The sequence below is a fragment of the Pseudomonas sp. MCal1 genome, from assembly GCF_026341415.1.
Lineage (GTDB): Bacteria > Pseudomonadota > Gammaproteobacteria > Pseudomonadales > Pseudomonadaceae > Aquipseudomonas.
In genome coordinates, this window is the sequence record NZ_JAKUMP010000016.1 from 121894 (window position 1) to 138693 (window position 16800).

Here is a 16800-nt window from a genome sequence, read left to right on the forward strand (position 1 = left end):
GGGCTGTGGTGATCATCGAGCGGAAGCGTTCATCAGGTCTTGCGAAGTGCCCTCGGTGGCGGTGGGCATCGGTTCGCCGGTCTCAAGGTGCGACAACTCGATCAGTTTCGTATTGCGCTCAATGCTGCGCTCGACCTCAAGCATCTGCACCGCCTCCCGATAGGCCGTGCTGCTCACGTCTTCGTGTTCACCTTCCAGGCTTTCGAGTTGCTCATCGGCATGGCGGCCAAGCGCGGCGAACGCCTCCGGATATTTCTCGTTCAGGTATTGCACCCAGTATTCGCGGCTGATCAGGTCCTCATAGAACCGCACGCTTTTCTCGGCCTTCACCACCGCAGCACGCGCGGCTGCCAGCTCTTCGCCCCTGATCGGCCGGGCGAACCGCATCTGGCCGGGCTGACCCGGGAGCTGCAATCCATCCTCCCAGCCCGAGGTCAGGCCGATTCGATACTGCAGACGCACCTCCGCCGGATCGGCATGACGGTCCATGCTGCGGGCGGCGAGTTTTTCCACCTCGCCCAGACGGAACAGCTGCCGTGACAAGTCGAGCAAGGCGCGTCCCTTTTCCGCAAGGCCGGGCTGCAAATGGCGCAAGGCGTTGTACTCGAACACCTTGACCTCGATTTCACTGAACGCCAGGGTTCGCCCGTCGACACAGGTGGAGTGAGTGGTCGCCATGGAAAATACCGTGTCGCGCAGCTCCTGGCTGCCATCGATCGTCTCGACGATTTTCCATACTCGCCGGGTCAGGTCGGCACGAAAAACCCGGAACTCTTCGGTATCCGGCATCCGCGACAACAGATGGAAGAACGCAGCGTTGTCGGGTTCGCCAGCCAATCGCTGCCACATCATCCGATATGACGCGACATCCTCCTGGGCAACGCTTTCCATCCACGGAGCGGCCTGTTGTTCGAGGATGCCTTGAGCAGGCGTCAAAAGAACTTCATCCGGCTCCGGCTCGCTCTCGAGCCCCGCACCCTCACCGTCGCTTTCAGTGGTGCTATCCATGTCATCGATCATCCGGTCGATGTCGGCATAGGTAATGCCCAGCACCTCATGGCGTCCCTGGGTATCGGCGTACGCTCGCAACCGGACAAGGCTTTGCTGCGATATTTCGTAATTCTCCGACAGGTTGCTGCTCGCGATCAGCGCGGTATGAGTGCCGTCATACAGCTCGGAAGGAATCGACGCGATTTCGTTGCTGCTCAGATCGACCGCTTGCAGATTCGGCAAATGCAATACACCGTCAGGCCAGGCAGCCAGCAGATTGTCACGCAGGTCCAGCCGTTCCAGCCGCCCGAGGCCAGTGACATCGAACGTGTACAGGCTGTTATGGCTCAGATCCAGCCAGCGCAATTGCTCCAGCCCCTGAAGGATCGGATACATGGGTGTGGATTGCGCCAGGCCCGTGGACGACAACTCAAGCCGTTCCAGCAAGCGCATCTGCGCAACAGGTTCAGGAATTGCCAACAGATGGTTGCCGCTGAGACTGAGCCGACGCAGCTGCGTAAATGCCCCGAGAAAACCGTTCGAACCACTTGTGGTGAGCTTGACCCCGGACAGATTCAGATTGCTCACCGCAGGCATTGATTCGCCCAGCTCAGGCAGATTACCCACCTGTAGACCGTCGAGGCTCAATTCGTGATCTGCCACGCCGTTCCAGTCAATCGAACCTTCGCGCCAGCACCTGATGATGCGCTGCGCGGCGAGCTGGCGGCTGCGCGACGATACGACCCAGTGCGTGCCCCGGGTTTCATGGGTGAACAGCCAGTCGTTCAGGCGCCGGGTGAGCGACTCGAATGACTGCTCCCATTGCGCGATCCGGGCACTGATCTGTGTATCGACCAGGCCGGCGTCCCGCATCTGTTCAATGGACGTCTGCGCACGGGCGGCGTCGTAATCCGGGCGCAGCCGCCGCAAAGGCGCTTCCCACGTTACCGGACCTTCGCCCGTCGGCAACGGTGGCAGCGGCAACAGGCGCCGAGCAACCACCGAGCCGCTTTCCATGGGCGGTGTCCGGTGACGCGGCTCTTCCAGTGCAAAGCGTTGCAGCGAGCCGGCGACCAGGCCATGGCTGTCCTCGATCCGCGACCGGGCAGCAGCGAGATCGGCACGCGCCTGCGGACTCAGCGGAGTGTCGGTCAGGCTGGTGTCGAGCAACAGCTGATCACGAGACAGCAACGCCTGCGGTAACGACGTCAGGCGGCTGTCACTGAGATCCAGCCAGGTCAGCTCGGGCAGCGTCTCGGCACCGGTCGGCCATTGATCAATGGCAGTCTTGCTCAGGTCGAGCGCCCTCAGTCGGTTCATGCCGCGCACATCAATATTGCTCAACGGATTGTCATGCAGGTTCAGGGTTTCCAGCGTCGGCAGATCACCTGGCTCCAGCGGCAACGCAGACAGATTGCAATCGCTCAGATCCAGCGTATCGAGGTGCTGGAAAGTACGGAGAAAACCGCGCATTTGCTCCAGCGGGGCCTTTAACCCTGCCAGATACAGGTTGCGGACATGGTTGAAACCTTCAGGAGATAAGGTTGGCAGACTCTCCATCGGCGAACCGGCGATATCCAGCACCGAGGCGTCGTTGGGAAAACTGACATACAGGTTGTAAAACACGCTTTCAGTGCGTGTGCCATAGCGCTGAAGCAACCCGCTGCGCCAACTGCTCATCAGCGCTTCAGCCACTTCCGAGCGTGCTGTTCCGCCGTTGAACACGGTCGGCTCGGACCCCACCCACTCCTGCAACCGATTGAGTTCGTTGAACTGCTCGCTCAGGGTTTCGATGGCCGCAAACCGGCTCATCGCATCGGTAAATTGCGCTTTGAAACCATTGTTCAAGACATCGAGCAGGCCGGACTCCATGCGGACGAAACGCTTGAGTTCGCCGCGACAGTAATCGGCAACCATTTCGTCCAGATCGAGCAGATGCCGGGGTTGGCTGCGGACAAACTCGTAGATCGGCTTGAACACTCGTCGCGTGAACCTCGACCAGTCCAGAGACAGACCGGACAACAGGCGCTGGTGCCCTTCATAGATGTCCACAGGCAGGCTGTTGATGGCGGTCGAGCGCAGGTTCAAGCGCTCGAGCCGGGGCAGGTCCAGCACACCGCGCGGCCATTGGTCCATTTGCAGGGCGTTGACTTCGAGCCTGCGCAACTGCCGCATGCCGCTGACATCAAGGGTCGTCGGTACGACTGGATTCATCCCGCCACCGGTACAGTGCAGCTCAAACTCTTCAAGCCGGCTCAACTCTCGAAGCCGCGTCGCCACAGTCGCAGTCAACGGCGTCGAAAGTTTCAGACGGGTCATGTGCCGCAGCGACTTCAGCGTCGCAAGCGTCTTCTCGAACTCCGCCGTACTCGTGGTCAGTGTCAGCCTCTCGACATTGGGAAACACGGCGAGCGTTTCGGCGACCGCCGGCGCGCGCAGGGTCAGTTCGCGGACGTGGGCGAAATCTGCCGCCAGTGGCGGCAATGGCGCATCACTGATGAGGGTGAGGCGCGCCGCTTCAGGATCGTGTCCCGCCAACGGTGCATTGCGCCAGCCATCCTTGATGCTTTGCGCCGTGTGCATGATTGCGTCGCGGGACTCTCGCTGGCGCAGGTCCGGTGACATCGACCATTGATCAAGTGTCGTTTCAAGCTGTCGCCATTCGCTCATGCGATTGTTGAGCAGATGGAAGATCTGTTGATCGGTCTTGCCCAGGCGCCATTGTTCGAGAATGAAACCTCGGGCCTGTGCGTCACTCAGTCCGGGATAGAGCGCCTGGACGTGGCTGGTCAACACCGGATCCAGCCCGGCGCTCTCACCACTGGCCGGATACCCCAGCCGCCCGGAAGCCATGCGACGAGGCGGCCTGAACCAACGGGCGGCGGGTCGAAACACCTGCGCGCACGCCGTGCGATGAGTGCGTGCGTAATCAATGATCGCGCGTTGCAGTTCCCTGCTTTGCCCCACCTGTGGCAATCCGATCGAGCGCCGAGCCTCATCGGGCAGCGCGTGCATCAGCGAGGCGTAAAAGTTGTCCCCTCTGGCGGGCATACTGTTGAGTGTTTCAGCACGATCGTCAAAGGCCTGCCAGGCCGTACCGTTCCTGACCACGAATTTGTGATGCGGCGCGGCCTCGCTGCCAATGGCATCGATCAGCGGTCCGCCGACACCGCCTGCGCGTAGTTCCAGACGTACATCGCCAGGCCAGCCAGGTAGTCTGCTCAATGCATGCAGCGCCAGTCGGGCGCTATCGTTCGACGCCATGGTTTCGCCGTGCAGCCCGGCCATGGCCCGGGTCAGGCGCCCTTCACCGGCATACTCGCGACTGAGCTCCTGCAAATGCAGGGGAACGCGTGGTGAACTGTCCAGCCGCGCGAGTTCGTCGGCATTCGCCTGATGCAACACAGTCTGCGCGGCCCGCTCTGTCAGGCCTGGCTGGCTTCGCTGCAATTTCGCGATCCGTGGCGCAACAGGATCGACGGGCCGTAAAAGGCTCTCGAGCAGCGCCGGTTTGCGAGCGTCGGCAAAATCGCCGATCTGCCGGGCCAGTTCCAGCGGCCTCACGGCGGCGACCCGTGCAGGCTCATCACCGAGTAATCCAACCACTTCGGCCTCATCCAGTGAGGCCAGAATCCGCGCCGGCAACCCACCGCTCAGCACCTCGGCCCGGCTGATCCGGATGGGCGCCCTGCCACCGCGCCGTGTCCCGTAACGCAGCGCACTACCCGACAAATCAGGAGACTCGTAGACCTGCAACTGCCGCCCCCACGGCCAGCGTGGCATCTCGGGCAGCAAGGGCAAAACCTGCAGGTATCGCTCGTCGATGGGTTGCGTACCGGCCACCTGTTCGACGATCAGTCCGGCATCCCGTTCGGCGCGGAAAAGTCTCATGGCGTCCGCCAGCTCCGGGGGAGGCAAGGCGTTGTCCAGGTGCATTTTGCGCACGGCTTCATCGCTGACACCGGCCACGTCGCCAAGGATCAGCAACTGTTCGTCGGCGAAGGCGTCAGTACTGTGGCCGATCCGCCTGAGCAGTTTCAGTCGATCCCAGCGCTGCGGGCGCTCAAGCGTGTGTCGCCAGGCGCCGGCGCCGTTGTGCGCCAACGGCGGCTGATAGGCCTGCGGATCACTTGGATGGCTGATACGCCACGCTTTGAGCGACTCGTCATAAGTCTGCCGATACGTCTTGCCGTCAAGCTGAATGTATTTGTCCTGCCCGACTTCGTATTGCCCCAGCGCATTGGGCGCTGCGCGCGAGTCCAGTTTCACCGGACTCTCGTAAGCGCTCAGGTCAGGCTTCCACAAGCGGGTGGTGCCATCGGGCATCTGCACCTGATGCAGGTTCTCGATGGCCGGCACCGGCCTGGCAGTCGTCAGCCTGGCGAACGCTTTACCGCCACCTGACATCAGAGCGATCAATGCCAGGTTCTGCGCGACATCGATCAGATGCGCCTTCGCGGCCTTGCGATCGCCCTCACTCCATTCGATGGCACCTTCAAAGGTTTCGTCGAGCAGTTGCCCGGCCATCACCCCCATCATCAATTCCCCCAGCACCGGCACGAACATCGAAACACCGGTCAGCACCAGCATTCCGAGATTGAGCAACCCGGCGAGTTTTTCCGAGCGCACCCTGGCATCGACATCCGCGGTGGCTACGGCGTGGCTACGGGCATCGGCGATCAGTCGATCGCGATGCTGATCGAACAGGTATTCCCACAGGTCGACATTGTCCGCCCAGATCCCGTGGCCCTTGCGCGACAAGTCCACGGGATTCAGATACGGATCAGGATTCGGGACCTGCTCGACGGCAGGCGCAGGCGGCAACTCGCGGATGCCGACAAACGTCCCGCTGATCGGGTTGATGGCCTTGAAAGCCTCATTAAGCAGTGGAGCGTAGGGCGTCAATCTTTGTAAGGCCGTTCGGCCTGGCTTGTCATCGGTGAACTGACTGAAATAGTAAGACCGGTCGGCATAGGCCACGAACTGACTGAAGAACCGCTGATACGCATTCGGGTCCGCCGGATGAGCCTGCGTGGCATCGCGCGCAGTGAAGCGCTGCTTGAACATCGCTTCGATTTCCTGGCCCTTGTAACGCTTGAGCGGGTGATAAGGATCGCCCGGGATATACAGGATCGAGTCGTCGCTGTAGCGGTACTTCTCGCAGATCGCGAACAACACACAGCCGGTCATGCGCCGCCCCATCAGGCCCAGATCGCAGAACCAGATCTGTCGCTTGCCCTGGCGCGGCGCAAGCTCGCCATTGAGGATCGAGCGAATCGAGGCGTAGTCTTCGCGCCCGATATCGCCCGTGAGCAGCGCCACTTCGGCCGCTGCCCGCAAAGCAGTCTTGTGGGCGTCGATGAACTTGTCGCGCAGCACATTCCTGGCCACCGCATCCTTGGGGTACAGAAACGCCTTAAGGTAATCCTGATACTTCGCTCCGATGTCCAGCGAACGGCACAGTCCGGTGAACTGCTCGACTGTCAAACGGGTGGTTAACGGTTCCAGGGTGCCCGGTTTCGAGGTTTCAATGCGAAATCCCGAAGTTCGATGAAAGGCCCCGCCCTTACATTCGCGGGCTTCGAAATTGTGCAGCGCTGCTTGCAGCAAAGGCAGTTTCAGGACCTGGAAAGAATCGATTTCGATGGCGAAAATCCCCACCTCCACCGGTTTGTTCAGCACCAGCCAGGTCTTGTTGACGTCGAGGGTCACGTTGAACCGGTCCTTCAGGGCCTGGGTCAGCAAGGGCGCTGCGAAGCGATCGATGTCCTGAAAATCCGACATGGCATTGTCCAGCCGTGCCTGAGCGGCGAGGCTGGCGGTCAAGGCATCGCCCACGGCTTTGCGTTGATCGCGGGATGCGTGCCTGTACCAGTCCGGTGTGGCGACATCAGTATGCTTCAACGCCTCACGCTGGCGCTGCGAAGCATCGATCAGCCATCCGGGACTGGACCGCTGCAGCAGGTCGGCGTGCAGACTTTGCGTTACAAAGGCGCTCGGCGCTGCAACGGGGTCCGGGGAAGATGAAGCGGCAGGGATTTCGGACATGGTTTCACTCCTTCAAATGGAGCAAAAGCAGACCATGACCAACCTCCGTGGCTGCGGTACATAAATATCGCAACGGGGCAGCTTGTCAGTGGAAGTTTCAGGCTGGAGCGGCGCTTTCATTCCCGCGCAAACGGTCTAATATTCGAACGCCCCGCCTTGAATTTCCAGGAACCCGGTCATGCGTTTATCCGAATTCATCAGGCAACACGCGGATCACATCGTCGAGGAGTGGGAACAGTTCGCCAGGACCATCAGCCCGGCGGCCGACACCATGGATCAGGCGGCACTGCGCGACCATGCCAAGGCCATCCTGCTGGCCGCCGCGCGGGACATGGACACCACACAAACCGCCCGCGAACAAATCGCCAAGGCCAAGGGCGAAGGCCCGGAGAAAACCCCGAGCCTGGATGAGGCCGGTGCCAGCCACGGTGAGTTGCGCCATGCCGTGGGCTTCGACCTGGTGCAGATGACATCGGAATTCCGCCATCTGCGCGCCTGCGTGATCCGCCTCTGGGCCAACAGTCTGGAAACCCCGGACATGGCGTACTTCCAGGACATGATCCGTTTCAACGAAGCCATCGATGAAGCCCTCGCCGAGTCGACCGCCGCCTACGCCGAGCAGGTCAACCGCTCGCGCGACATTTTCCTCGCGATCCTCGGTCACGACCTGCGCGCACCGCTGCAAGCGGTCAGCATGTCTACTGAGTTGCTGATGCGCAAAACAGCTCTGGAGGGCGATGCGCTGAGCTGTGCGTTGAGCATCAAGCAAGGTGCGCGGCACATGGCGGCGATGGTCAGCGATCTGCTGGAACTGGTGCGCAGTCGCCTGGGCAAGAGCCTGCCGATAGAGCCCGCGCCGATGGACTTGGCCGATGCGGCGCGGGCAGCGATTGCCGAAGCCTGTGCCGGCAACCCGCAAAGCGATCCGACGCTGATCATCGAAGGCGATACGCGGGGTGTCTGGGACTCCGGTCGACTGGCACAACTGCTGCAAAACCTGATCGGCAACGCCTTGCAGTACGGGACTCACCCGCGGGATCTGATCGTGACGCTGAAAGGTGAAGGCGATGTCGTGAGCCTGACGGTGCACAACCATGGCGAGCCGATTTCCGAAGAAGCCATCGGCACGATTTTCGACCCCTTGGTGCGTAGCTCCAATGAAGAGCTCGGTCAGGCCTCGACCAGCCTCGGGCTGGGCCTGTTTATCGTCAAGGAAGTGGTGACCGCCCACGGCGGAACCATCGAAGTCAGCTCAAGCGAAGCCGAAGGAACGCTGTTCAGCGTGATGCTGCCCAGACAGGCCTGAGCGCTACTCGACCACCAGCCGCCCCAGCCGCTGACGGAGCATGCGGTTCTCGGCCCGCAGCTCCTTGACCTCTTCCAGCAGGTCGAGCGCCAGGGCGACGCCTTCCCATTCCAGGTCAAGGTCGCGCCGCAGTTTGGCGGCGCGTTTGGCCAGGGCCAGTTCGTAGTCGGTGAAGCGCCATTCCCTGGGCTGCGTGCCCTGAGGTTCGAGGATGCCGTGTTCGACGATTTCGATCACGTAGACGTCCGACAACTCGGCCGCCTCACAGAATTCTGCCATGTCCAGTTGAACGATCAGGGGGCTGCTCATGATGGGCTACTCCGTCGTCAGTATCAGAAGTTCTCGCGCGGGTTGAAGGCGGCTTTCTTCGCCAGTTCCTGCCACAGCGCCTTGACGTCATCGCCGTTGGCTTTGGGCATCACGGCCTTGAGCTGGACGAACAGATAACCGCGTTCGCCGGCCTTGTTCTGCAGACCGTGGCCCTTGGCGCGCATGCGCTGGCCGTTCTGGCTGCCGGCCGGGACCTTGAGGTTGATCTTGCCGGTCAGGGTCGGCACGGCCACTTCGGCGCCCAGCGCCAGTTCCCACGGTGCGAGCGGCAAGGTGATGATCAGGTTTTCGCCTTCGACATCGAATTTCGGGTGTGGCGCGAAACGGATGGTCAGGTACAGATCGCCATTGGCGCCGCCACCGATGCCCGGTGCGCCCTGGCCCTTGAGGCGGATGCGCTCGCCGTCGGTCACGCCCGCCGGAATTTTCACGTTCAGGCTCTTGCTGGTGTTGCTGACGTGCTGGCCCGAGCCGTTGTATTGCGGCACCTGGAAGCTGATCTTTTTCGATTCGTTCGAAAGCGTCTCTTCCAGAAAGATCGGCAGTTCCAGTTCCACGTCTTGCCCTCGCCGTCCGGCGCTGCGGGATTGCCGGCCAGCGCCGCCACCGAAACCGGGGCCGCGATTGCCGAAGATCGAACTGAAGAAGTCCGAGAAGTCGCCGGTGTCGCCACCGCCGCCGAAACCGCCACGGCTCTGCCAGCCCGGCGGGCCCTGGAACGGCTGCCCGTGCTGGCCGTAGCGGCGCAGGTCGTCGTATTCGGCGCGCTTGTCGGCGCTTTTCAGCGCTTCATAGGCTTCCGAGGCATCCTTGAACTTGGCCTCGGCGTCCTTTTCCTTGCTGACATCGGGGTGGTATTTGCGCGCCAGCTTGCGATAGGCAGCCTTGATTGCCTTGTCGTCCGCCGTCGGCTCCACGCCGAGTATCTTGTAATAGTCTTTGAAGTCCATCGAAGGAATCACCATCCGTTAACGATTTCGCGCCGTTGCCAGCATGCGCCGATTTGCGCGTGCCGGGTTGACCGATCTCAAGTTTGTGACCGGGTGGCGCAGCAGAAGTTTATCGGCAGTGGACAGCGGTTCTTGCGACCGCCGGTGTGCCTGCCGGCCCATGCCAGCAAGTTTGGGGCAAAGCGCCGACTTTCAAGCAAGCTTAGTCGCTAAATAGCAGATGACCGGCCTTCGAATCTGTCGCGCACTGGCATACACTGCGCGGCCGTTTTTTTGACCGGAACCGAAAGACCATGAAAGACGCCTCTCCAGCCCGTGCCTGCGGCATCGACTTCGGCACGTCCAACTCCACCGTCGGCTGGCTGCGCCCCGGCGTGGAAACGATGATCGCGCTGGAAGACGACAAGATCACCCTACCGTCGGTGGTCTTCTTCAACATCGAAGAACGTCGCCCGGTTTACGGCCGTCTGGCGCTGCACGAATACCTGGAAGGCTACGAAGGCCGGCTGATGCGCTCGCTCAAGAGCCTGCTCGGTTCCAAGCTGATCAAGCACGACACCAGCGTCCTCGGCACGGCGATGCCGTTCAAGGACTTGCTCGGGCTGTTCATCGGCCAGCTCAAGAGCCGCGCCGAAACTGCCGCCGGTCGTGAGTTCGAGCAGGTTGTTCTGGGCCGCCCGGTGTTCTTCGTCGACGACGATCCGCTGGCCGACCAGGAAGCCGAAGACACCCTGGTGGAAGTGGCGCGCAAGCTCGGTTTCAAGGACGTTTCCTTCCAGTACGAGCCGATTGCCGCCGCGTTCGACTATGAGTCGACCATCGAAAAGGAAGAGCTGGTACTGATCGTCGACATCGGCGGTGGTACTTCGGACTTCTCGCTGGTGCGCCTGTCGCCCGAGCGTCGCGGTGTGGATAACCGTCACGACGACATCCTCGCCACCGGCGGCGTGCACATCGGCGGAACCGACTTCGACAAGCAACTGAGCCTGCAAGGCCTGATGCCGCTGTTCGGCTATGGCAGCCGCATGAAAAGCGGCGCGTTCATGCCGACCAGTCATCACATGAACCTGGCGACCTGGCACACCATCAACTCGGTGTACTCACAGAAATCGACCCTGGCCCTGGGCAGCATGCGCTACGACATCGAAGACACCGGCGGCATCGACCGTCTGTTCAAGCTGATCGAACAGCGCGCCGGGCACTGGCTGGCGATGGAAGTGGAAGAAACCAAGATCCAGCTGACCCACAACGACAGCCGCCATGTGGCGCTGGATCGCATCGAGCCGGGTCTGAGCGTTGAATTGACCCGGGCACTGTTCGAGTCGGCCATCGAATCGCAGCTCGAGCGCGTGCGCGGCAGCGTCACCCAGTTGCTGGCAGACGCCAACGTGGCGGTCGGTCAGGTCGATACGGTGTTCTTCACCGGCGGTTCCAGCGGTATCCCGGCGCTGCGCAATAGCGTCTCGGCAATGCTGCCGAACGCGCGGCATGTCGAAGGGAATATCTTTGGCAGCATTGGTAGCGGCCTGGCAATTGAAGCCATGAAACGTTACGGCTCAGTAAACTGATCCAGTTTCTGCGGCGCTGCCAATCGCGAGCAAGCTCGCTCCCACAGGATCAAATTGAACCTGTGGGAGCGAGCTTGCTCGCGAAATGACCGGTTCAGACGCTACAAGGCCTGGATCAAACCATCCCGCCCAGCTTCAACTCACTCTTCAGATACGCGTAATAGATCGGCCCTGCCACCACTCCCGGCAGGCCGAACGCGGCCTCGAACACCAGCATCGCCAGCAGCAACTCCCAGGACTTGGCACTGATCTGCCCGCCGACGATGCGCGCGTTGAGAAAGTATTCCAGCTTGTGGATAAAGATCAGGTAGCCCAGCGCCGCAATCGCCACCCAGATCGACAGCGACAGGCCGACGATGGTGATCAGCGTGTTCGACATCAGGTTGCCGATCACCGGCAGCAGACCCAGCAGGAACGTCAGCACGATCAGGGTCTTGGTCAGCGGCAGCTTGATCCCGAACAGCGGCAGGATCACCGCCAGGAAGATCCCGGTGAAGAAAGTGTTGAGCAGGGAAATCTTGATCTGTGCGAACACGATGTTGCGAAACGCCTGAACCAGCAGGTGCAGACGGTCGAACAGTGCGGCCGCCAGCGGTTTGCGCTTGGTGACGTCCGGTACGCGCTGCAAGGCGATGATCGCGCCGAGCACCATGCCGATCAGCAGCGTCACGAACATGTGCGCCGCGTCCTTGCCCACCAATTGCAGTTCGGACAAATGCTTGCTCGCCCACTCACCGATGGCCACCCGGAACTCGGCAGCGCTGGCCGGCAGATAGGCATCGATGAACGGCGGCAACTGCCCGCGCGCACGGTCAACCACACCCATGAATTTGTCGAGAGAAGCGCCAGGGTTTTCCGCTTCATGCAGCAGGAAACTGATGGCGCCGGCAAAGATCAGCGTCAGCACACTCACCACCAGCGTGCCCAGCAGCGCCACCGCCAGCCAGCGCGCACGCCGGCCTTCGATCAGCCGTTGCAGTTGCGGGGTGAGCATGTTGACCAGCTCGTACACCAGCAATCCTGCCAACAGACTGGGCAACAATCGCAACGGCAACACCAGCAACAGGCCGCCGAAAATGATGATGCAACTGACCCAGAACACTACATGACGCTCAGAAAACGTTGGCATACAGCCTCAAAACGAACGGCGTAAAAGGATTGGCAGTCTGCCAGCGATCCGAGGCGAGCACTAGGGATATGCAGGGTTTGAGATTGCCGCTGCCCCGAGCAGCCTCTTCGCGAGCAAGCTCGCTCCCACAGTTGTACTGCATTGCTCACGAATCCGGTGTGGGAGCGAGCTTGCTCGCGAAAGGGCCAGCACACTCACCACAATGCTCCGGCGTTTATTTTTTCTTCAGGCAATCACTCATGAACGCCTTGCGCGCGTCGCCGGTCAGGGCCTTGGTCTTGGCGTCGGCATTGCAGGTCTTCATCTTTTCCTGCTGCGGGGTCAGGGTCTTGGCGTCATTGGCGGCCGGGGCGGCCTTGAGGCAAGTGCTCATGAAGGCTTTGCGCTCGTCGCCCTTGAGGCTCTTGGCCGTGGCGTCGGCGTTGCAGGTGGTCATTTTGTTCTGTTGCGCCGTGGCGGCGAAACCCTGGGAGCACAGCAGCAGACCGATCATCAACAAAGGGACACGCAGCATCTTCATGGAGTTTTCTCCTTGTCGCCGCATCGATGGATACGGCCTCCGGCTGAGTGTAGTCAAAGCTTGTTACACCTTCCTGCTCTCCAGGTGACTGCGCCGGTATTGCTCCGGGGTACATCCGGCCTGCCGGGCGAACATGGCGATGAAGGCCGAGCCGCTGCTGTAACCGAGATCGAAGGCGATTTCCTGCACGCTGCGCGCCGACTCCAGCGCCTCGATTGCCGCCAGATAACGCAGCCGCTGGCGCCATTCGCCGAAACTCATTCCCAACTCCCGCACAAATTGCCGGGCCAGGGTGCGTTCGCTGACATGCACCTGCGCCGCCCAGTGCGCCAGCGGCTGGTTGTTGCCGGGCTCGGCCTGCAGGGTTTCGAGGATGGTCAGCAAGCCGGGGCTGCTGGCGTAAGGCAAATAGCATTGGTGAACCGGCGCCTGACGCAGCTGATCCACCAGTACCTGAGCCAGTCTCTGGTCGGCCTCGAACGCGGGGATCTTCACATCACGGGCGGCGAAGTCCTTGAGAATCGCCTTGAGGATGTCGCTGATTGCCAGGGTGCAGGCCTGCGCCGGCAAGTCGGAACACACCTCCGGCGCCAGACACACCGCCCGATAGTTGACCGGCTGATGGCTGTAGAAACTGTGCTCGACCTGCGGCGGCACCCACACTGCGTATTGTGGCGGCGACATGAAGCGGTTGCCGTCGACATCCATGTGCAGCACACCGTGGGCCGCGTACTCCAGCGTGCCCCACGGATGGCGGTGCGGTGCGGCGTATTCATGAGCGTTGAAGTCGGCATAGCGGAAATACACCGCCGACGGCAGTTCGCTGAAATCCAGCAGGTCGATGTGCTTACTGTTCATGCTGTCCGGAATCAGGGGCGGGTTGTCCGGTTCGCAGTATAGGCCTGTATCCAGACAGAGGATAATCAGCGTTCATCAACGTACTGGTTTCTCTTCCCATGCAATACGCGTTTCCCCTGCTGGCGATTTTCATCTGGGCCGGCAACACCGTGATCAACAAGCTCGCGGTCGGTGCAATTTTCCCCGCCGAGATCGGCTTCTACCGCTGGTTGCTCGCCGGCCTGCTGTTCACGCCGTTCATGCTGAAAAAGGTGATCGCGCACTGGCCGCAGATCCGCCCGAATCTGGGCAGGATCTTCATCCTCGGCGTGCTCGGCATGGCGGTCTACCAGAGCCTGGCCTACTTCGCCGCGACCCTGACCAGCGCCACCAACATGGGCATCATCCTGTCACTGATGCCGTTGATGTCGCTGGCCATGGCGATCATCAGCCTCGGCCAGCGCCTGACTGCCGGCGCATTGGTCGGTGCGGTGCTGTCATTCGCGGGTGTGCTGGTGGTGGTGTCGTCCGGCAGCCTCGGCGCACTGCTACAACACGGCGTTAACCTGGGTGACGCGATGATGCTGATCGCCACCCTCGCCTACGCGATCTACAGCACCCTGCTGAAAAAATGGCAACTGCGCCTGCCGCCACTGGTGTTGCTGTATTTGCAGGTGCTGGTGGCGGTGGTGGTGCTGTTTCCGCTGTATGCCGTTTCACCGAAGACCGGCCTGACCCTGCAGAACATTCCACTGGTGCTCTACGCGTGCCTGCTGGCCTCGATGCTCGCGCCGCTGGCGTGGATGCAGGCCGTGCAGCGCCTGGGGCCGAGCCGGACCACGCTGTTCTTCAACCTGCTGCCGCTGATCACCGCACTGATTGCAGCGGTGGTGCTGAAGGAACAGCTGGCGATGTATCACCTGGTCGGTGGCTTGCTGACGCTGGGGGGTGTGGTTCTTTCCGAGCGCTGGACCACTGTCCTCGGCCGCAAACTCAGCGTCGCCTGATCCGGCCTCTTCGCGAGCAAGCTCGCTCCCACAGGGGAGCGCATTCCAAATGTGGGAGCGAGCTTGCTCGCGAAGAACGATAACTCGGTTTAACGGTTAAACCCCGGCGGCTTTCAACCGCGCGGCATGCTCGACGAACAGCCGCACCGGGTCCGCGCCTTTGCCGACCAGACCCAGTGACTGGTTGACGATATCGAAGTGATCCATCGGGTAGTCATCGCCGATGACGGTGCCCAGGTGCGAGCTGTAGCGTCCGACCATGCCGTCGCACTGCCCCGGTTCGCGCACGAAGGTTTTGGCGAACAACCGGCAACTGCGATTGGTGCCGTCAAACAGATTGCCGCCGCGATCGGTCTTGCCCGGCTGCAACGTGCCGGACCACGAGTAATAACGCACACCGTTGACCTCTTCCGCCCCGTGCCCACCCCAGGTTTGCGGCAGGCCCTGTGGATAACGCTGGTTGAACAGCGCCACGCCTTCGGTGGTCAGGGAATGGTGCGAGGCGTGGATATCCACCGGCAGTTTCGGCCCGTGGTAGCCGGTTTCCAGCAGCGCCATCAGCCAGCCGACAAAACGCAACAGCGCCTCAAGGACTCGGCCCTTGGCGCTGTCCGCCGGGTAATGCTTCGCCAGATAGTCGGCCAGTTCCGAACCGTGATTGGGCCCGGCCACCGACGTGACTGAAGCCACCAGATCCGGACGTTTGGCCGCCGCATAACGCGCCGTCAGCGAGCCCTGGCTATGGCCGAACAGATTGACCTTGGCCGCGCCGGTCTCACGGAGAATTTCATCGATGCGCGTCAGCAACTGCTCGCCGCGCACTTCGGTGGAATTGAGCGGCGACACCTGCACCGCAATCACCGTCGCACCACCCCGGCGCAACGCCTTGATGATCCCGTACCAGTACGGATACAGCACCAGACGGATAAAACCGAGCATTCCCGGCACCAGCACCAGGGGATAACGTGTGGCCGAATCTTGCGACATGGGCAAACATCCTTGTGGTCGGTAAGTGGATGCAGGGCGTGCAAAACGCCCGCCAAGCATCCTCCTCGATGATGACAACTCCACGACCAGCCTACTTCAGCCCCACCACCCCCGCCACAATCAGCCCCACCGACAGCAACTTCACCAGCGTCAGGCTCTCACCCAGCAGGGCAAAACCGAGAAACACCGTGCCGAGCGAACCGATGGCGGTCCAGACCGGATAAGCGATGCTCACCGGCAACTCGCGCATCGCCAGGGTCAGGAAGTACACCCCGCCCACCGCCGCAACCACGGTGATCAGCGACGGCCACAGCCGGGTGAAACCTTCGGCGTACTTCATGCCCATGGCGAACGTGACCTCGAACCCCGCCGCGATCAGCAGAAACAGCCAGGCCACCTAGAACTCCCGGGCGAGGTCGAGCAAGCGCTGCTCGGCCTCGGCCACCGACACCGCGAAGGTGCGCTCGGCGGATTCCTCGCCCTCGGCGGCGACCACCGTGACGTCGTTGATGCCGATGAAACCCAGCGCCGTGCGCAACCATGGATCGGCGTGATTCAGCGCCTCCAGTTCCCCGCCAGGGCCGAATCCGAAACCACCGCGACTGGTAACGATCAGCGCCTTCTTGCCGTGCAACAGCGGCGTGTACTGGGCGATGCCGTTGTCCAGCGTATGGTCGAACGTCAGGCCCAGACGCACGATCTGATCGACCCAGGCCTTGAGGCCGCTGGGCACGTTGAAGTTGTACATCGGCGTGGAAATCAACAGCAGATCATGATCGAACAACTCGCCCACCAGTTGATCGCTGAGCGCCAGATCGGCCTGCATCGTCAGCGGCCGTGCTTCGGGCTCCGGATAAAACGCCGCCGCGACAAACGCTTCATTCACGGCCGGAATCAGCGCCCGCCCGACTTCACGGCGGGTGACCTGAGCCTGTGGATGACGGACTTGCCAGGCGCTGAGAAAACTTTCCGCCAGGCGCCGCGAATGGGAACGCTCACCGCGTGGGCTGGCATGGATCGCAAGAATCTTGCTCATCTGAATCTCCTCGGGGCTAGACTTGAGTGACTGTGTGGCGCCAGATTGCAGCGCTCATGTCATCGGCTCAAATGAGCAAAAATCAGTCTGGA

The 16800-nt window shown here is 61.6% G+C and carries 12 protein-coding genes; 3 read left to right on the forward strand and 9 right to left on the reverse strand.

Annotated elements, in window-relative coordinates:
- Positions 1–12: 12 nt before the first annotated feature.
- Positions 13–7038 carry an NEL-type E3 ubiquitin ligase domain-containing protein gene (locus tag MKZ87_RS24510; protein WP_266202083.1) on the reverse strand — a complete coding sequence of 2342 codons (7026 nt, stop codon included), beginning with the start codon at positions 7036–7038 and terminating at the stop codon, positions 13–15.
- A 178-nt stretch (positions 7039–7216) separates the two neighbouring features.
- Here MKZ87_RS24510 and MKZ87_RS24515 point away from each other — a divergent pair, with 178 nt between their 5' ends.
- Positions 7217–8344, forward strand: coding sequence for a sensor histidine kinase (locus MKZ87_RS24515; RefSeq protein ID WP_266202084.1), 1128 nt, complete (start codon positions 7217–7219; stop codon positions 8342–8344).
- A 3-nt stretch (positions 8345–8347) separates the two neighbouring features.
- On the opposite strand, the gene MKZ87_RS24520 is transcribed toward MKZ87_RS24515, so the two are convergent.
- Positions 8348–8653 (reverse strand): chaperone modulator CbpM, encoded by a 306-nt coding sequence (locus tag MKZ87_RS24520; protein WP_266202085.1) that lies wholly within the window; start codon positions 8651–8653, stop codon positions 8348–8350.
- Positions 8654–8676: 23 nt separating this feature from the next.
- A complete protein-coding gene (locus MKZ87_RS24525) occupies positions 8677–9624 on the reverse strand; it encodes a DnaJ C-terminal domain-containing protein (RefSeq protein WP_085685048.1) in 948 nt (315 codons plus the stop codon).
- A 293-nt stretch (positions 9625–9917) separates the two neighbouring features.
- On the opposite strand from MKZ87_RS24525, the gene MKZ87_RS24530 reads away from it, so the two are divergent.
- Complete coding sequence (locus MKZ87_RS24530) at positions 9918–11192, forward strand: Hsp70 family protein (protein WP_085685051.1); 1275 nt, start codon at positions 9918–9920, stop codon at positions 11190–11192.
- A gap of 115 nt (positions 11193–11307) precedes the next feature.
- Here the strand turns inward: MKZ87_RS24530 and MKZ87_RS24535 are convergent, their stop codons facing one another.
- The 3 genes from MKZ87_RS24535 to MKZ87_RS24545 form a co-directional block, all read right to left on the reverse strand.
- Entirely contained in the window at positions 11308–12321 is a 1014-nt protein-coding gene (locus tag MKZ87_RS24535) for an AI-2E family transporter (protein ID WP_085701018.1), read from the reverse strand.
- Between the two features lie 214 nt (positions 12322–12535).
- Positions 12536–12841, reverse strand: a complete 306-nt coding sequence (locus tag MKZ87_RS24540; protein WP_065258819.1) for a PsiF family protein — start codon at positions 12839–12841, stop codon at positions 12536–12538.
- A gap of 63 nt (positions 12842–12904) precedes the next feature.
- Positions 12905–13699: an AraC family transcriptional regulator gene (locus MKZ87_RS24545; protein WP_266202086.1), complete on the reverse strand. Its 795-nt coding sequence runs from the start codon at positions 13697–13699 to the stop codon at positions 12905–12907.
- 98 nt (positions 13700–13797) lie between these two features.
- On the opposite strand from MKZ87_RS24545, the gene MKZ87_RS24550 reads away from it, so the two are divergent.
- Positions 13798–14685 carry a DMT family transporter gene (locus tag MKZ87_RS24550; protein WP_085701276.1) on the forward strand — a complete coding sequence of 296 codons (888 nt, stop codon included), beginning with the start codon at positions 13798–13800 and terminating at the stop codon, positions 14683–14685.
- Positions 14686–14781: 96 nt separating this feature from the next.
- Here the strand turns inward: MKZ87_RS24550 and MKZ87_RS24555 are convergent, their stop codons facing one another.
- The 3 genes from MKZ87_RS24555 to MKZ87_RS24565 all read right to left on the reverse strand — a co-directional run bounded on the left by MKZ87_RS24555 (position 14782) and on the right by MKZ87_RS24565 (position 16708).
- A complete protein-coding gene (locus MKZ87_RS24555; RefSeq protein ID WP_085701277.1) occupies positions 14782–15672 on the reverse strand; it encodes an esterase/lipase family protein in 891 nt (296 codons plus the stop codon).
- Positions 15673–15763: 91 nt separating this feature from the next.
- Positions 15764–16069, reverse strand: coding sequence for a DMT family transporter (locus MKZ87_RS24560; protein ID WP_085701278.1), 306 nt, complete (start codon positions 16067–16069; stop codon positions 15764–15766).
- Positions 16070–16708 carry an FMN-dependent NADH-azoreductase gene (locus MKZ87_RS24565; protein WP_085609212.1) on the reverse strand — a complete coding sequence of 213 codons (639 nt, stop codon included), beginning with the start codon at positions 16706–16708 and terminating at the stop codon, positions 16070–16072. It abuts the gene before it with no gap.
- Between the last annotated feature and the right edge of the window lie 92 nt (positions 16709–16800).